Origin of the sequence: Janthinobacterium sp. FT14W (genome assembly GCF_009208755.1) — a bacterium.
Lineage (GTDB): Bacteria > Pseudomonadota > Gammaproteobacteria > Burkholderiales > Burkholderiaceae_D > Janthinobacterium > Janthinobacterium violaceinigrum.
On the sequence record NZ_WFLL01000017.1, the window covers coordinates 55,891 to 71,963 of the forward strand.

Genomic DNA, 16,073 nt, shown 5'->3' on the forward strand with positions numbered 1-16,073 from the left:
CTCTGTTGGGAACAGGATCAGGCAGCGACGCCAGGCGGCGCGACGGCGGCCGCCTCATCGCGCGCCTTCTTGGTCTTGCCGGCACGCGAAGGCATGTGGCACAGGCCGCAGACATAATCGGCGTTCAGGTCGAGGCAGTTGACGACAAACTTGCCGCCGCACTTGCCGCAGGGCGCCATGTCCAGCATCTTGCTGCTGAAAAAGCGCACGAGCGTCCAGGCCCGCGTCAGCGACAGCAGCGGCTCTTCCCCCGCTTCGGGCGGCATCTGCTCCAGATACAGCTTGTATGCCTTCATCACCGCTTCAATGCCGGTGGCGCCCGCGTGCTCGACGAGGAACTTGTGGATATTGATGAACAGCGAGGAGTGGATATTCGGTTGCCAGGTGAGGAACCAGTCGGTGGAAAACGGCAGCATGCCCTTGGGCGGCGAGACGCCCTTCAATTCCTTGTACAGATTCAGCAGGCGTTCGCGCGACAGCGAGACTTCCGTCTCCAGCAGTTGCAGGCGCGCGCCCAGCTGTATCAATTCGATGGCCAGCTGGATTTCTTGCGCTTCCGATACGACACTTTTCTTGGCCATGCTGTGCACTCCACTACTGACTGATACCGACTCTGAATGACGAGACTGACGTTAAGCGATTTCTTCGACGCCCTGGCCAGCCATCAGGATGGCGGCGTGCGACTGGGCCAGCGAGCGGTCTTTATTGTAGTTCGTCAACATGCCCAGGATGGCGCTGTCGTCGAAGCGGAAGCGGGCCAGCATCATGTTGCCGCCAGCCAGTTTCAGGATCTGCGCATTGCTCATGCCTTCGATCAGCTCGGCGATGTCGGCGGCTATGCCCAAACGGAAGATGGCCGTTACCTTGTCTGCACGAATCATTTGCTGGGCCAGCATCAGGTAGCTCAGGTTAGCGTCGCGAATCTCAGCCATCATATCGTTAGCAGTCATTTCCATCTCCTCAATCCGTTGAATTCAGCTGGCGTTGTTTGTTGCCAGTGAGATACATTCTGCAGGAGCAACATCAAACGCAACAGAGGCAAAGCACTGTATTTTTGGTCGGGAAATGGCGGATGGGATCGTAGGTGTTTGTCTGACAAACACTGCGCGATCATGGTCGCACGCCAGCAACGGCGCGGATGTGGGGCTTGGGCACAGCGCGGGATTTACCCCGCTTCAGGCCTGCAATAAATATCACTTTTTTACAACAACTTGACCGAAATCAAACCTGCCTACCTAGATAACGGCCGCCCTGGCAGGAACTTTAGGGCTTTTTTGAAAAATATTTTCAAAGGTCCCATGCTTTTTTGACCGGTCCGACACCGCTCATGTAATCGTTGACGGCGGCGCCTGGCAAAACTTTAGGGTTATTTGAAAATATTTTGAAAAATCGTGATTTTTTTCGTTGACGCCCCGCAGGGCGGCTATTTTCACGCGGCATCCGGGGCAGAAATACCGTTTTGCGGCATGGATTTGCTACACTGCCTGCTTCCGCACAATACTTTAGGCTTCAAGCAATATCCTGCCATTCAGATAAGTACCAAAATGAAAGCCACCATGATTTCTCGACATGACTGCAGCGCGCGCGACCTCGATGATCGTCTGGCGCCCCTGCGCCAGCAATTCGACTTGCCGCAAGGCGTGATTTACCTCGACGGCAATTCCCTGGGCGCGCGGCCGAAGGCAGCCCTGGCCCGTGCCCAGCACGTCATCACGGCCGAATGGGGCACGGACCTGATCCGCAGCTGGAATACGGCTGGCTGGTTCGACCTGCCCAAGCGCCTGGGCGACCGCCTGGCCCCGCTGCTGGGCGCCGGCACGGGCGAAGTGGTGATCACCGACACCACGTCCGTCAACCTGTTCAAGGCGCTGGCCGCCGCCCTGCAGATGCAGGCCGCCGATCCCGCCCATGCCGCGCGCAGGAGCATCGTCAGCGAACGCAGCAACTTCCCCACCGACCTGTACATGGCACAAGGCCTGGCGGCCTGGCTGGACCGGGGCTACCAGCTGCGCCTGGTCGACAGCCCCGAGGAACTGGCGCAAGCCATCGACGCCGATTGCGCCGTCGCCATGCTCACGCACGTCAACTACCGCACCGGCTACCAGCACGACATGGCCGCCATCAGCAGCCATTGCCACGCGCAAGGGGCACTGGCGCTGTGGGACCTGGCCCATTCGGCCGGCGCCGTGCCGCTGGACCTGAACGGCGCCGGCGCCGACCTGGCCGTCGGCTGCACCTACAAATACCTGAATGGCGGCCCCGGCTCGCCCGCCTTCATCTGGGTGCCGGAAAAGCACCAGGCGCGCTTCCGCCAGCCGCTGTCCGGCTGGTGGGGCCACGCCACGCCGTTCGCCATGGACCCGGGCTTTGCGCCGGCCGACGGCATCGCCCGCGCCCTGTGCGGTACGCAGCCGATTCTCTCGCTGGCCCTGGTCGAATGCGGCCTGGAGATCTTCGCGCAGACGAGCATGGAAGCCATCCGCCACAAGTCGCTGGCCCTGACGGACCTGTTCATCGCGCTGGTGGAACAGCGCTGCGCCAGCCATCCGCTGGGCCTCGTCACGCCGCGCGAGCATGCGCGGCGCGGCAGCCAGGTCAGCTTCACGCACCCGCACGGCTATGCCGTGATGCAGGCGCTGATCGCGCGCGGCGTGATCGGCGACTACCGCGAACCGGCCATCATGCGCTTCGGTTTCACGCCCCTGTACACGAGCTTTGCCGACGTGTGGGATGCCGTGGAAATCCTGCGCGACATCCTCGACACCCAAGCCTACGACATCGCCGCCAAGCGCGACGCCGTCACCTGATCCATCCCATGAGCGACGACAAGAACATGAACAAGGAAAACAGCAGCGGCTGCCCCATGCACGCTGGCGCCCAGCAGGGCGCCGAGTGGCATGGCGCGCAGATGGATTTCAGCGAATCCATGAGCTATGGCAACTACCTGGCGCTGGACCGCATCCTCACGGCCCAGCATCCGCTTTCGCCCAACCACAATGAAATGCTGTTCATCGTGCAGCACCAGACCAGCGAACTGTGGATGAAGCTGATGCTGCACGAAATGCATGCCGTGCGCGCCAACCTGCAAAACGGCGACCTGGCGCCCGCCTTCAAGATGCTGGCCCGCGTGGCGCGCATCATGGACCAGCTGGTGCATGCCTGGGACGTGCTGGCCACCATGACGCCGCCCGAATACACGGCCATCCGGCCCTACCTGGGCGCCTCGTCCGGCTTCCAGTCCTTTCAGTACCGCGAAATCGAATTCATCTTGGGGAACAAGAACGCCGCCCTGCTCAACGTACATACGACGGCGCCCGACACCTACAAGGTGCTGGACGCCGCCCTGCGCACGCCGTCCGTCTACGATGAAGCCATCAAGCTGCTGGCGCGCAGCGGCCTGCCCATCGCTCCCGGGCGCCTCGATGCCGACTGGACCCTGCCGACCAGCGCCGACGCCTCGGTCAAGGCGGCCTGGCTGGAAGTCTACCGCGACCCGTCGAAACACTGGGCTTTGTACGAACTGGCCGAGAAACTGGTGGACCTGGAAACGGCCTTCCGCTTCTGGCGCTTCCGCCATGTGACGACGGTGGAGCGCATCATCGGCTTCAAGACGGGCACGGGCGGCACGGCGGGCGTGAGTTACCTGCGCAAGATGCTCGACGTGGTATTGTTCCCGGAGCTGTTCGCCCTGCGCACGGAGTTATAAAAATGCCAGACCAAATCTACTGCGCGGCGCGCCTTGCGGCCTGCGATGCTCACTGCGCATGCGCACAGCTGCGCGTCTCGGCCACAATACGTTGCCGCTCGCTACGATTTTGTCTGGCATTTTATAAGGAGAAATGATGTCGCCTCTGGTCCTGACCCTGGCCGGCCTGTGGAATTCCGGGCCACAGCACTGGCAAACCCACTGGGAAACGCGGCACCCGCAATGGTCGCGCGTGCCGCACGGGCAATGGCAGACGCCGGACAAGGACGAGTGGGTGATGGAACTCGACCGCGCCATCGCCGCCTGCCACCGCCCGCCCGTGCTGGCCGCGCACAGCCTGGCCTGCGCGCTGGTGGCCCACTGGGCTGCCAGCGGCTCGCCGCACAGGATTGCCGGCGCCTTCCTGGTCGCCCCCAGCGACGTGGAAGCGCCCTCCTACCCTGCCGGCACGACGGGCTTTGCCCCCATGCCGCTGCAAGCCTTGCCCTTCCCCAGCCTGGTGGTGGCCAGCGGCGATGATCCCTACGTCAGCTTCGCGCGCGCACGCGCGTTTGCCGCCGCCTGGGGCAGCGAACTGACCATGATCGGCGACGCCGGGCATATCAACGGCGGTGCGGGCTACGGCCCCTGGCCGGAAGGCGAACAGCTGCTGCTGGACTTCTGCGCCGCGCACCAGGCCTGAACCGGGGCGCGCACGATAGGCCCGTATTTGCCCACAAGTAAGAACGCAGGCAGAATCGTGGCCTTTCCATTGCGGCGCCCGGCGCCAGCCCCACGATGAAACGTCTGCTTTTGCCCTTGCTCCTCTGCTCTGCGCTGGCCCACGGCGCGCCCTTTTATGAAGGCAAGAGCCTCGCCCATCCCGCCATCAGCGCCTCGCAGGACAGCGGCTTCGATATCGCCTTCCTCAAGGAAAAGGATGGCGTGAATGGCTACTATTGCGAGTGCAAGGGCGGCAGCGCGAAACCCGTCCTGCTCGACCAGTTCGGCAACGCCGTCATCCGCTCCGTCTTCTACGCCTCGCTGGACAAGGAGACGAACGACAGCGTGCAAACCATGCTGGTGCTGTTCCGCCAGGGCGACAAAAATGGCTTGCGCGCCTACCGCTACCACCGCAGTTCCGGCAAATACCGGCGCCTCGACGGCCTGCAGCCGGCCCTGAACCGCATCGCGGCGCAAAGCGCCAGTCCCAATGCAGGGCAAGTCAAGGCGGCGCTGGCCAAGCTGGCGCCCATGGACTACAGCGTCGCGCGGGGCAAGAGCGGCAATGCGGACTTCGACGCCATCGACCATACGCAAGGCACCATCGTCGGCTACTACAGCGATGACGGCAAGCCCGTGGCCGCCGGCGGCACGGACGCCATCACCTACAAGAAAACCTTCCTGAAAAAAGGCCAGCGCTACCTGACGGCCAGCTATACCCTGTACAGCGATGCGGGCGCCGGCATCCTGCCCAATTACCGCCTGTGGCAAGTGACGTGGGAAACGGCGCCGCAGCAGTTCACGGGCAGCGAAGACGGCCCGTCCGTCTTCTACAGCCTGGCCTGGGACGACGGCTCGGTGGTCGAACGGGGCCAGTACGTGAAAGGCAAGCGCCAGGGTCTGTGGGTGCGCGAAGGCATGCATGAAGGCCGCGAAAAAGGCCATTTCGTCGACGGCCTGCAGGAAGGCCTGTGGCGCTTCGACTACCCCAGGCAGAGCGAGAGCGGCATGTACCGGGCCGGCAAGCGCGAAGGCCGCTGGACGGTCGTCAACTATGCCGACGAAGACGAAGTCACGGGTTTCGATACCTATGCGGGCGGCCAGCTCAATGGCCCGCACGAACGCAGCATGGGAGGCCATCTGCGCACGCGCGGCAACTACGTCAACGGCACGCGCCAGGGGCCGTGGATCACGGAAGACGGCGACGGCAACTTCATCGACGGCTTGCGCGACGGCCCGTGGAAGCTCAAGCTCAAGGACAAGGCCACGCAAAGCGTCACTTTCGTGAACGGCAAGAAGCAGGGCGAGGCCGTCGACACGGACGCCGGCGGCGCGCTGCGCCTGCGCGACCATTACCAGGCGGGCGTGCTGGAGGGCGCGCGCACGCGCTACCTGGGCCCCGCCGGCAAGGAATACGTGGTCTACACGGCCACCTTCCGCAGCGGCCAGCTGGACGGGCGCGAACAGGCGTTCGACGACAGCGGCAAGATCCTGCGCCTCGACACCTTGTGGGACAACGGCAAGAAGCAGGGCCTGGACGCGCGCTACTACCCGAACGGCAAACCGGAACGCCTGGCCGTCATCGACCAGGGCCGCCTGCTCACGCACCTGCGCGAATACTATGAAGACGGCCAGCTGTTCAACGACATCCACCGCTGCACCTTCCAGGAGTACGGCAGCACGCGCGACGACGTGTGCGAGTACCACCACATGTACTACCCGGACGGCAAGCCGCAGTCTTACTACGCCTTCCAGTACGGCCAGCGCCAGGAAGGGTTTTCGAACTACCCGAACGGCAAGCGCAAGGACGAACTGCTGGTCGACCGCGCCGCCGACACCTCCGTCTTCAACGTGTATTACGAAAGCGGCCAGCTCAAATGCACGGAGCCGCGCAGCGGCCACAGCACGCGCACGGTGAATGGCCAAACCATGAGCAGCTACGCGTCGACCGACCGCGACGGCGACAATATCTGCTACCACCCGAACGGCAAGGTGGCCAGCATTTTCACCTTCCGCAAGCGCGTGCTCGTCGATTGCGGCAAGCGCTACGACGACACGGGCAAGCAGACGTTCCCGGGGCCGGAAGGCTGTCCGCCCCCCAGGCAGGTAACCTACCCCATAGGACTGTGACGATGACGCAAGCAGAACGACCGCAGTGCATCCAGAACCCCGAGCGCATCGACGCCGCGGCGATCCGCGCCGCCATTGCCGATGGCAAGCAGGTGCTGGTGCAGTTCAATACCCTGGCCGAGCCGGAACCGCTGCTGGCCGACCTCGACGCCCTGGCCGCCACCTGCGGCACGGCGCTGACCATCCGCATCTACGGTTACGACCCGAGGGTGTTCGATGCCCGCATCCTGCGCGCGCTGCCGCATGTGGCCAGCCTGTCCATCGACTACCACCGGCAAGCCATTCACCTGGAAGCGCTGGGTGAACTACGCCACCTGAAGCGCCTGAGCCTGGGCGTGTACGAACTGGCGCAAGCCGACATCCTGCAGCTGGAGAATTTGCGCGGCCTCGAATACCTGCATCTGGGCGAGTCGGCCAGGGACAATATCGACCTGGCGCCCCTGCGCCACTATGCGCACCTGGCCAGCCTGGTCATCGAGGGCCACCACCAGCACATCGACACCGTGGCCGGCCTGCCCGCGCTACACGAGCTGTCGCTGTACCGCATCAAGAACAAGGTGCCGCTGGATTTCATTTCGCAGATGGCCCGCCTGGACCGGCTGCTGCTGCAGCTGGGCGGCCGCGCATCGCTGGCGCACATCGAGGCGCCGCTGCTGAGGAAACTGGAAGTGATACGCGTGCGCGGCCTGGAAACGCTGGGCGACATCGGCCGCTTCCCGCTGCTGCAGGCGCTATGGGTGGAAGACCAGATCAAGCTGCGGCAGATCGCGCTGGGCCCCAATCCCGTGCTCGAACGCCTGAACCTGCACACCTGCAAGACGCTCGACAGCCTGCCCGGCCTCGCCACCTTGCCCGCCCTGCGCCAGCTGTCGGCGTCCGAGACCATGCTCGACATCGACGCCTTGCTGGCGCATGGCTTGCCCGCGTCCCTGACGCATGCGCGCCTGCGCACCGGCAGGAAGACACGCGACGATGCCATCGCCGCGCAGCTGGCGGAGCGCGGCTACAGCAACGCGCGACTGTAAGGCATCGCTCTTCTCGCACAGGAATCGCCCCATGTACCAGCCTCCCGCCCAGCACCGCATCCACCAGCCCGCGCGCATCGACGCGGCGGCCATCCGCACGCTCATCGGCAACGGCGAGCAAGTCATCGTCCAGTTTACGCAGGACCGCTTGCCGGCGCCGCTGCTGGCCGACCTGGACGCGCTGGCCGCCACCTGCGGGCCGGCGCTGGAAATCCGCTTTTTCGGCGCCAGTACCGAACCGTTCGACGCCGACGTGCTGCGCGCGCTGCCGCATGCCGTCAACCTGTCGCTCGACTGCCACATGCGCGCCATTCACCTCGAGCGGCTGGGCGAGCTGGGCCGCTTGAAGCGCCTGCACCTGGGCGTGCATCACCTGGCAGAACTCGACATCCTGGCGCTGGACAGCCTGCGCAGCCTGGAAGCACTGAGCCTGGGCGAAACGGGCAAGGGCCAGATCGACCTGGCGCCGCTGCGTCACTGGCCGCAGCTGGAGCAGCTGCACACGACGGGCCACATGAAAAACATCGACGCCATCACGGCCCTGCCCGCGCTGACACGACTGTCGCTGTCGCAGGTCAAGAGCCGGGATGAGGTGGACTTCGTCAGCGCCATGCCGGCGCTGACGCGGCTGCGCTTCATCCTCGGTGGACGCGCATCGATCGCCCACATCACGGCGCCGCGGCTGGAGGAGCTGGAAGTGGTCCGCGTGCGCGGCATGGAAAACCTGGGCGATGTTGGCCGCTTTCCACTGCTGGCGCGGCTATCGGTGGAGGAGCAGATCAAATTGACGGAAATCAGCCTGGGCGCCAATCCGATGCTCGCATGGCTGGTTCTGCGCAACTGCAAGACGCTGCAGCGCTTGCGCGGCGTCGCGGCGCTGCCTGCGCTACGCGCCCTGGCAGTGAGCCAGACGCAGCTCGATTTCGATATGCTGGTGGCCGAGGGCTTGCCGCGCGCACTGCGGCAGTTCAGCTTTGGGACGGGGAAAAGACAGCGCGACGAGGAAATCGACGCGCAATTGACGCAGCTCGGTTACGCCAAGGCGCCCTACTATTGAAAACGGCGTTTTGAAAACGACATTGAAATCAGCGGCTGGCCGCCAGCTTGCGCTGCCACAAGGCCACGTCGATCATGACGCCGTCAGGGCCCGTGTTGCGGATGTAGACGCGGTAGCTGCCCTGCCCCATGTCGCCATCGAGGTAGGCCGTGCGCTCGTTGCGCTGCAGCCGGGCACCCTTGGCCAGCTGGCGGTAGCGCTCCACCACCGTGTCGAAACTGGCATAGCTGCGCAGCGCCACTTCCAAGTCGCGCGGCGGGCGGCCTTCGGCATGGTCCAGCACATTGTTCTGTTTCTTGCCCTTCAAGGTGAGCGGATAGGCAAACACACCCGCGCCGGCCGACGTCAGCACCGTGGATTTATCGAGCAGCAGCGGCAGCAGCGCGGGCGGATACGCGGGCGGCAGCTGGGCGCGGTTCCAGCCCGGCAAGGCCGGCTGCGCCAGCACATATTCGACCGTGGCGATCTTCTGCCCGTCGGCGCCCGCTTCCTTGTCGCCCGCGATCAGCGCCAGCATGGGCGGCAATTGCCGGGCCCAGGCCAGCAAGGGCGCCGCTTCGCCGACCAGCATGCCCTTGCGGTGAAAGACCGTCAGCACCGCGTTCGGATCGGGATTGCAGACTTTCGCCAGCGGCTGCCCCTCGAGGTGGCAATGGCCGTTGACGAGGCCAAAGGCGATGATGGCGCCGCGCTTGTCGAGCAGCATGGCGCCCCGTTCGCGCCCCTGTTTGCGGTCATTCATCGACGCCAGCAACTGGCGGCCATCGGCCAGCACGGTGCGCGTGGCGTCGCGCTTTTCGCTGATCGCTTCGAGCGCCTGCGCCAGCACCAGCTCATCGTCTTCCGTGTAGCTGCCGCGCGCGTAACCGAAGAAATCGAACAGGGCGGCGCGCACCTGCGCATCATCGCTCAGGCGCGGCAAGGGGCCGCCCGTCAGCAGCGAGGCCAGGCTTTTCGCGGCCGCCGGCGCCGACGCCGTACTGGCGCTGGCCCAGGCAGGCTGAGAAAGGAAGCTGGCGGCCATCAACAAGGCCCCGCCCAGGGAACGGTAAGTCGGTAAAGTGATATGCATGTTTCTGTCTGCCCGGGATCTACCCGTTATTCCGGCCACGCGTGGCGCGTCGGTGATTCTAGCATGGCGCCAGCGCCCATGCCGTGCGCCAGGCCGGCGGCGTGCGCGGCGGCCTTGCTGCTATCATGGCCGCCATGACGCCACCTGCCCACGCCTTCCCCCTGCTTGTCCTCCTGCCCGGCATGGATGGCACGGGCCGGCTGTTCCAGCGTTTTGACGCGCTCCTGCGCACGCAAGCCGACATGGCCAGCCTCGCCATCGCCTACCCGGCCACGCCGCTCGGTTATCCCGCGCTGGAAGCGTTCGTGCGCGAGCGCCTGCCGCGCGACCGCCCTTTCATCGTCCTGGCCGAATCGTTTTCGGGACCGCTGGGCGCCTCCCTGCGCGCCGATCCGCCACCCGGCATGCGCGCCCTGATCCTGTGCTGTTCCTTCGTGCGCAATCCACGCCCGATGCTGGCGCCGCTGCGCCACCTGCTGGACCTGGTTCCCCTCGGCGCCCTGCCCGGCTTCGCCCTGCGCCAGGCGCTGCTGGCCCCCTTCGCCACGCCGGACCTGCAGGCGGAACTAGCCGGCGCGCTGGCGCAGCTACCTTCCGGCGTGCTGCGTCAGCGCCTGCGTGCCGTGATCATGGCCGATGCCACGCCGGAGCTGGCGCGCGGCAGCCTGCCCGTGCTGTACCTGCGCGCCCGCCACGACCGCCTGGTGCCGCCGGCGACCGCCCAGCAGATACTGCGCCTGGCTCCCGGCGCGCAACTGGTCGACATCGACGCGCCGCACATGCTGCTGCAGGCGGCACCGGCCGCGGCGGCCGACGCGATTGCCGCCTTTGCCGCGGGCTTGTCAGGCGCGCAAATACCGGCTTAGGCGCACGCTGGCCAGCACGGCCAGCCAGCTCAAGCCGCCCGACAGCACGCTGAAGTAGATGGCGCGCAACGGATGCTGGGGCAGCAGGTACGCGAGCACGGCCGCCCCCAGCGCGCCGCACAGCAGCGCTTTCATCCTGCCAGGCGGCAGCAGCGCCAGCAGCAGATTCGTACCCGCATACACATAAAACACCAGCAGCAAGGCCAGGCCGCCCGCCACGCCGCGCGAACCCAGGCTGCCGAACAGCTGCGTGTACAGGAAAAATCCCAGCCAGCTCAACGCGATAAACAGCAGGCAGCCCAGCGCATGCGCGCCCAGGCCCGCCATCAGGCGAATTTTCACGGTTGCTTAAGTACAGGAATGAAGCGATGGCCGCAGGCATGGCACATGAAGGTACGCGCATACTTGTCCTGCAAGGCGGCGGCCTCCTTGTCCCAATTGGCGACGAAGGTCGTTTGCGACAAGGCGATGGAGACGACGCCCCCTGCCACGAAGATCCAGAACAGGCCATTCGCGCCAGCCTGGTAAAAGACGACTGCGGCGATGACAAAAATGATCACGCCCAGCACGATCAGCCCTGCCTTCTGGTGGGTCTGCATCGTCGGCCCGGCGGCCTGGCGTGACAACAAGGTCTGGCTGTGCGTATGCGCATGGCCGTGGATGAAATCACCATCGATCCTGCCCGACATATGGGTCGATGTGCCTGAAATGCCGGAAGCATGCACCATGGAGAGGCGTTGAACGTTGGAACTGTCACATGCCGGGCAATGCGCCATTGCTTTTTCCATAAAATAAAATAATCGCGCACTGTAGCATAAAAAAAGCCGGCCCTTTCACGAGGAAAGAGCCGGCTTGGCTGCGTCTACGACAAGGAGATTACTTCGCCGTATTGAGCAGCAATTCGTTCAGGCGTTTCACGAAACTGGCAGGATCGGCCAGCGAACCGCCTTCGGCCAGCATGGCCTGGTCGAACAGGATGTTGGCCCAGTCGCCGAACTTGCCGCCTTCCGCGTCTTCATATTTCAAGCGCGTCACCAGCGGGTGGTTCGGGTTGATTTCCAGGATCGGCTTCGATTCCGGCGCGCTCTGGCCCGCAGCTTTGAGCATGCGCAGCAAGTTGCCCGACAATTCGTTTTCATCGGCCACCAGGCAGGCTGGCGAATCGGTCAGGCGGAACGTCACGCGCACGTCCTTGGCCTTGTCGGCCAGCACGGTCTTCATCTTGCCCACCAGGTCGGCGTACGACGTTTCCGTTTCTTCGTGCTCTTTCTTTTCCGCTTCGTCTTCCAGCGCGCCCAGGTCCAGGCCACCCTTGGCGACGGAGACCAGTTCCTTGCCTTCGAAATCCTGCAGGAAGGACAGCATCCATTCATCGACACGGTCCGTCAGCAGCAGCACTTCGACGCCCTTCTTGCGGAAGATTTCCAGGTGCGGGCTGTTCTTGGCGGCGGCGTAGTTGTCGGCCGTGACGTAGTAAATCTTGTCCTGGCCTTCCTTCATGCGCGCCACGTAGTCGGCGAACGAGGTGATCTGTTCGTCGCTGTCGTTGGCCGTCGAGGCAAAGCGCAGCAGCTTGGCCAGGCGTTCCTTGTTGGCCGCATCTTCGCCGATGCCTTCTTTCAGCACCTGGCCGAATTCCTTCCAGAAGACGGCGTACTTGTCTTTCTTGTCCTGCTCGTCCGCGTTCGCCAGTTCTTCCAGCATGCCCAGCACGCGCTTGGTCGAGCCTTCGCGGATCACTTTCACGTCGCGCGATTCCTGCAGGATCTCGCGCGATACGTTCAGCGGCAGGTCGGCCGAGTCGATCACTCCGCGCACGAAGCGCAGGTAGGTCGGCATCAATTGTTCGGCATCGTCCATGATGAAGACGCGCTTGACGTACAGCTTGATGCCGCCGCGCTTGTTGCGGTCCCACATGTCGAACGGCGCCTTGGCAGGGATGTACAGCAGCTGCGTGTATTCGCTGCGGCCTTCGACGCGGTTGTGCGTGTGCGTGAGCGGCGCCTGGAAGTCGTGCGACACATGCTTGTAGAACTCGTCGTACTGTTCTTGGGTGATGTCGGCCTTGTTGCGGGCCCACAGGGCGCTGGCCTGGTTGACGGTTTCGAATTCGTCTTTCAGGACGGTTTCTTTTTTCTCCTCGTCCCACTCTTCCTTCCGCATCACGATCGGCAGCGAGATATGGTCCGAATACTTGCGGATGATGGATTTGATCTTCCAGCTCGACAGCAATTCGTCCTCGCCTTCGCGCAGGTGCAGGATGATGTCCGTGCCGCGCGATGGCTTGTCGATCGATTCGATGCTGTAATCGCCTTCGCCGCTTGACTCCCAGCGCACGCCTTCCGAGGCGTCCACGCCGGCGCGGCGCGTTTCGACGGTGATCTTGTCGGCCACGATGAAGCCGGAATAGAAGCCCACGCCGAACTGGCCGATCAGGGCCGCGTCCTGCTGCTGGTCGCCCGACAGCTTGCCGAAGAATTCCTTGGTGCCCGATTTGGCGATGGTGCCCAGGTGCGAGATCGCCTCGTCGCGGGTCATGCCGATGCCGTTGTCGGAAATGGTGATGGTGCGCGCATCCTTGTCGAAGCTGACCTTGATCTTCAATTCGTGATCGTTGCCGTACAGGGAGTCGTTATCGATCGCTTCAAAGCGCAATTTGTCGGCCGCGTCGGACGCGTTCGAGATCAATTCGCGCAGGAAGATTTCCTTGTTCGAGTACAGGGAATGGATCATCAGGTGCAGCATTTGCTTCACTTCGGTCTGAAAACCCAGGGTTTGCTTTTCGGAGACAGCCATTTTTACCTCATAGTCTTGTGGATCGGACGGATTTTACGGAGTTGGGGATGGTACAGGCGATTTCAAGAGCCCCAGCCGAATGTCATGGAATCTCCAGTTTACCGCAGTGCGCGGGCCAGGAATGCCCAGATGCGCTCATCCTGCACGGTGGCCAGGTTCAGGCGCATGCGGGTCGACGGCAGCTGGCGCGGCGAAAACAGGCTGCCCGGCGCCAGCACCAGCCCCTCGGCCAGCGCCCTTTCGGCCAGCAGGTTCGTGTCGCAGCCCGCATCGGCCCACACGAACATGCCGGCCGGCGCAGGATCGAAGCGCAGGCCCGCCTGTTCGACCTTGCGGTACGTGGCCTCGCGCACCTTGTCGAGCCGCGCGCGCAGGCGCTCCGCATGCTTGCGATACAGCCCCTGCGAGAGGATTTTATACGCCACGCGCTCGCCGATGTCGCTGGTGGTCAAGGTGGCCAGCATCTTGCGGTCGGCCAGGCGCTGCGCCCGCTCCGGCGAGGTGGCGATGTAGCCCACGCGCAGGTTCGCCGCCAGGCTCTTGGAAAAGCCGCCCAGGTAAATCACGCGGCGCAGCTGGTCCAGCGCAGCCAGGCGCGTGGCCGGCTGCACGGCGCCGCCCGGGTGCATGTCGCAATAAATATCGTCTTCGACGAGCAGGAAATCGTGCTGTTCGGCCAGGCGCAGCACCTGGAAAGCCTTGGCCGCCGACAGCGACGTCGAGCTGGGGTTGTGCAGCACCGAATTGATCACGTACAGCCTGGGACGGTGCAGCGCCGCCAGTTCGGCCAGCACGGCGATGTCGGGGCCGTCGGCCAGGCGCGGGATGCCGATGACGTGCATGCCCATGGCGGCAAACGCGCCGAACATCAGCCAATACGCGGGATCGTCGACGAAAATCGTTTCGCCGGGACGCACGAACTCGCGCGCCACCAGGTCCAGCGCCTGCATCACGCCCACCGTGGTGACGATCTGTTCGGGCGGGCAGGCGATTTCCATCTCCGCCAGCTTCAGCTGCAACTGCTGGCGCAGCGGCAGGAAACCCTGCGGCGCGCCGTAGCCCAGCAGCAAATTGCCGGGCTGGCGGCTGACGTCGCGCAAGGCGCGCGCCACCAGGTCGCCATCGAGCCATTCGGCGGGCAGCATGCCGGAGCCGGGCGCGGGAATGGCCGGCGTCTGGCGGAACATATTACGGATCAGCCACACCACGTCCATCGGCTGCGCCGCCGCGTCCTGCACGCCAGCGGGCGGCGCGGGCGTATTCAGAGGCGAGCGCTCGCGCACGAAAAAGCCGGCGCCGCGCCGCGATTCGAGGTAGCCGCGCGCCACCAGCTTGTCATAGCTGGCCACCACCGTGGCGCACGACACGCCCAGCGTGGCGGCGCACTGGCGGATCGACGGCATGCGCGCGCCGCCGCGCAGCAGCTTGTCGTCGATGCGCGCCGCCAGCGAACGCGCGATCTGGTCGATCAGGGTTTCGCCCGAGGCGCGCGACAGCAAAGGAAGTGTATGACTCATTTGACCATGACAGTATGTGAAATTATGCGCGGAAGTGTATTTGTACTGTATTGCTATTCGGTTCTAGGATAGCAGGATGGGGCGCATTCATCCACCCCGCCGCCGTTGCCCCATGCCACCGTCCCAGGATACCCATGCCATCGCACGCCAGCACTTCCTCCCGTCACTCCCTGCGCCTCGGCGCCGACCGCCAAGGCCTGTTGCTGGGCCTGATCGCCGTCGCCCTCTTCAGCCTGACCCTGCCGTTTACACGCCTGGCCGTGGCCGAACTCGACCCCACCTTTGTCGCCCTGGGCCGCGCCCTGGTGGCTGCCATCCTGGCCGGACTGTGGCTCTGGCACCAGCGCGCGCCCCTGCCGCGGCGCGAGCAGTGGCTGCCGCTGGCGCTCGTCTCGCTGGGCTGCGTGCTGGGCTTCCCCTGGCTGACGTCGATTGCCATGCGCAGCCTGCCCGCTTCGCACGGCGCCGTGCTGGTGGGCATCTTGCCACTGGCCACGGCCGTGTTTGCCGTGCTGCGCGGCAAGGAACGCCCGTCCCCCGCGTTCTGGCTGATGGCCCTGCTCGGCACGGCGCTGGTGGTGGCCTTCGCCCTGCGCCAGGGCGGCGGCAGCTTCCACCTGGCCGACTGGCTGATGTTCGCCGCCGTGCTGCTGGGCGCGCTCGGCTACGCGGAAGGGGGCCGCCTGGCGCAAGCCATGCCGGGCCAGCACGTGATTTCCTGGGCGCTGCTGCTGGCCGTGCCCTTTGTCTTGCCCGTGGTGCTGTGGAGCGCCTGGCCGCAGCGCGCGCTGATGGCGCAGGCCAGCGCCGTGGCCTGGCTGGGCTTTGCCTACATCTCCGTGTTTTCCATGTTTATCGGCTTCTTTTTCTGGTACCGGGGCATGGCGCTGGGCGGCGTGGCCCGCGTGGGACAGACGCAGCTGCTGCAGCCTTTCCTCACCCTGGTGGGCGCGGCCGTGCTGCTGCATGAACCGCTCGAAGGCGCCAGCCTGCTGTTTGCCGGCGCCGTGATCGCCGTGGTGGCGATCGGACGCAAGCTGAAGTAACGCTGCTTGACGCCCATTTGCAACGCCCTTGCGCGTGCGGATGGGCAGAGCGGCGTGCAAGCCGTACAATACCGCAGCACCATGGCGGCGCCTATCCGGCGCCGCTCGCGCACGCACCGCCACAAGCGGGCCAACAAATCCAGCCGGCGCAGCTCG

15 protein-coding genes are annotated in these 16,073 nt (G+C 64.8%); 8 read left to right on the forward strand and 7 right to left on the reverse strand.

The features are described 5' to 3' along the window. Positions 1-17 precede the first annotated feature (17 nt). Entirely contained in the window at positions 18-581 is a 564-nt protein-coding gene (gene flhC, locus GCN74_RS13635; protein WP_152257170.1) for a flagellar transcriptional regulator FlhC, read from the reverse strand. Positions 582-632: 51 nt separating this feature from the next. Beyond that, on the reverse strand, positions 633-950 hold the full coding sequence (gene flhD / locus GCN74_RS13640) for a flagellar transcriptional regulator FlhD (RefSeq protein WP_010396649.1): 318 nt from the start codon (positions 948-950) through the stop codon (positions 633-635). A 606-nt stretch (positions 951-1,556) separates the two neighbouring features. On the opposite strand from flhD, the gene kynU reads away from it, so the two are divergent. From kynU to GCN74_RS13670, 6 genes are all read left to right on the forward strand, one after another. Then, the gene (kynU, locus tag GCN74_RS13645) at positions 1,557-2,807 is read left to right on the forward strand and encodes a kynureninase (protein WP_152257171.1); all 1,251 of its coding nucleotides are present in this window, start codon (positions 1,557-1,559) and stop codon (positions 2,805-2,807) included. Positions 2,808-2,815: 8 nt separating this feature from the next. Next, the gene (gene kynA / locus GCN74_RS13650; RefSeq protein WP_152257172.1) at positions 2,816-3,706 is read left to right on the forward strand and encodes a tryptophan 2,3-dioxygenase; all 891 of its coding nucleotides are present in this window, start codon (positions 2,816-2,818) and stop codon (positions 3,704-3,706) included. A gap of 136 nt (positions 3,707-3,842) precedes the next feature. Beyond that, positions 3,843-4,388 carry an RBBP9/YdeN family alpha/beta hydrolase gene (locus GCN74_RS13655; RefSeq protein ID WP_152257173.1) on the forward strand — a complete coding sequence of 182 codons (546 nt, stop codon included), beginning with the start codon at positions 3,843-3,845 and terminating at the stop codon, positions 4,386-4,388. A 95-nt stretch (positions 4,389-4,483) separates the two neighbouring features. After that, the gene (locus GCN74_RS13660) at positions 4,484-6,538 is read left to right on the forward strand and encodes a hypothetical protein (RefSeq protein ID WP_152257174.1); all 2,055 of its coding nucleotides are present in this window, start codon (positions 4,484-4,486) and stop codon (positions 6,536-6,538) included. A gap of 2 nt (positions 6,539-6,540) precedes the next feature. After that, the gene (locus GCN74_RS13665; RefSeq protein WP_152257176.1) at positions 6,541-7,563 is read left to right on the forward strand and encodes a hypothetical protein; all 1,023 of its coding nucleotides are present in this window, start codon (positions 6,541-6,543) and stop codon (positions 7,561-7,563) included. A 31-nt stretch (positions 7,564-7,594) separates the two neighbouring features. Then, positions 7,595-8,620: a hypothetical protein gene (locus tag GCN74_RS13670; protein WP_152257177.1), complete on the forward strand. Its 1,026-nt coding sequence runs from the start codon at positions 7,595-7,597 to the stop codon at positions 8,618-8,620. Positions 8,621-8,648: 28 nt separating this feature from the next. Here GCN74_RS13670 and GCN74_RS13675 read toward each other — a convergent pair whose 3' ends face one another. Further along, complete coding sequence (locus tag GCN74_RS13675; RefSeq protein WP_152257178.1) at positions 8,649-9,692, reverse strand: hypothetical protein; 1,044 nt, start codon at positions 9,690-9,692, stop codon at positions 8,649-8,651. Positions 9,693-9,826: 134 nt separating this feature from the next. Between GCN74_RS13675 and GCN74_RS13680 the strand changes: the two genes are divergently transcribed. After that, positions 9,827-10,558: an alpha/beta fold hydrolase gene (locus tag GCN74_RS13680; protein ID WP_152257179.1), complete on the forward strand. Its 732-nt coding sequence runs from the start codon at positions 9,827-9,829 to the stop codon at positions 10,556-10,558. Here the strand turns inward: GCN74_RS13680 and GCN74_RS13685 are convergent. From GCN74_RS13685 to GCN74_RS13700, 4 genes are all read right to left on the reverse strand, one after another. After that, complete coding sequence (locus GCN74_RS13685) at positions 10,535-10,900, reverse strand: hypothetical protein (protein ID WP_152257180.1); 366 nt, start codon at positions 10,898-10,900, stop codon at positions 10,535-10,537. The genes GCN74_RS13680 and GCN74_RS13685 overlap by 24 nt on opposite strands. Beyond that, positions 10,897-11,346, reverse strand: a complete 450-nt coding sequence (locus GCN74_RS13690) for a hypothetical protein (RefSeq protein WP_152257182.1) — start codon at positions 11,344-11,346, stop codon at positions 10,897-10,899. The genes GCN74_RS13685 and GCN74_RS13690 overlap by 4 nt, the downstream gene beginning before the upstream one ends. A gap of 88 nt (positions 11,347-11,434) precedes the next feature. After that, the gene (htpG, locus tag GCN74_RS13695; RefSeq protein WP_152257183.1) at positions 11,435-13,354 is read right to left on the reverse strand and encodes a molecular chaperone HtpG; all 1,920 of its coding nucleotides are present in this window, start codon (positions 13,352-13,354) and stop codon (positions 11,435-11,437) included. 98 nt (positions 13,355-13,452) lie between these two features. Continuing rightward, positions 13,453-14,871, reverse strand: a complete 1,419-nt coding sequence (locus GCN74_RS13700; RefSeq protein WP_226939029.1) for a PLP-dependent aminotransferase family protein — start codon at positions 14,869-14,871, stop codon at positions 13,453-13,455. 134 nt (positions 14,872-15,005) lie between these two features. On the opposite strand from GCN74_RS13700, the gene GCN74_RS13705 reads away from it, so the two are divergent. After that, positions 15,006-15,917, forward strand: a complete 912-nt coding sequence (locus tag GCN74_RS13705) for a DMT family transporter (RefSeq protein ID WP_152257184.1) — start codon at positions 15,006-15,008, stop codon at positions 15,915-15,917. Positions 15,918-16,073: the final 156 nt, after the last annotated feature.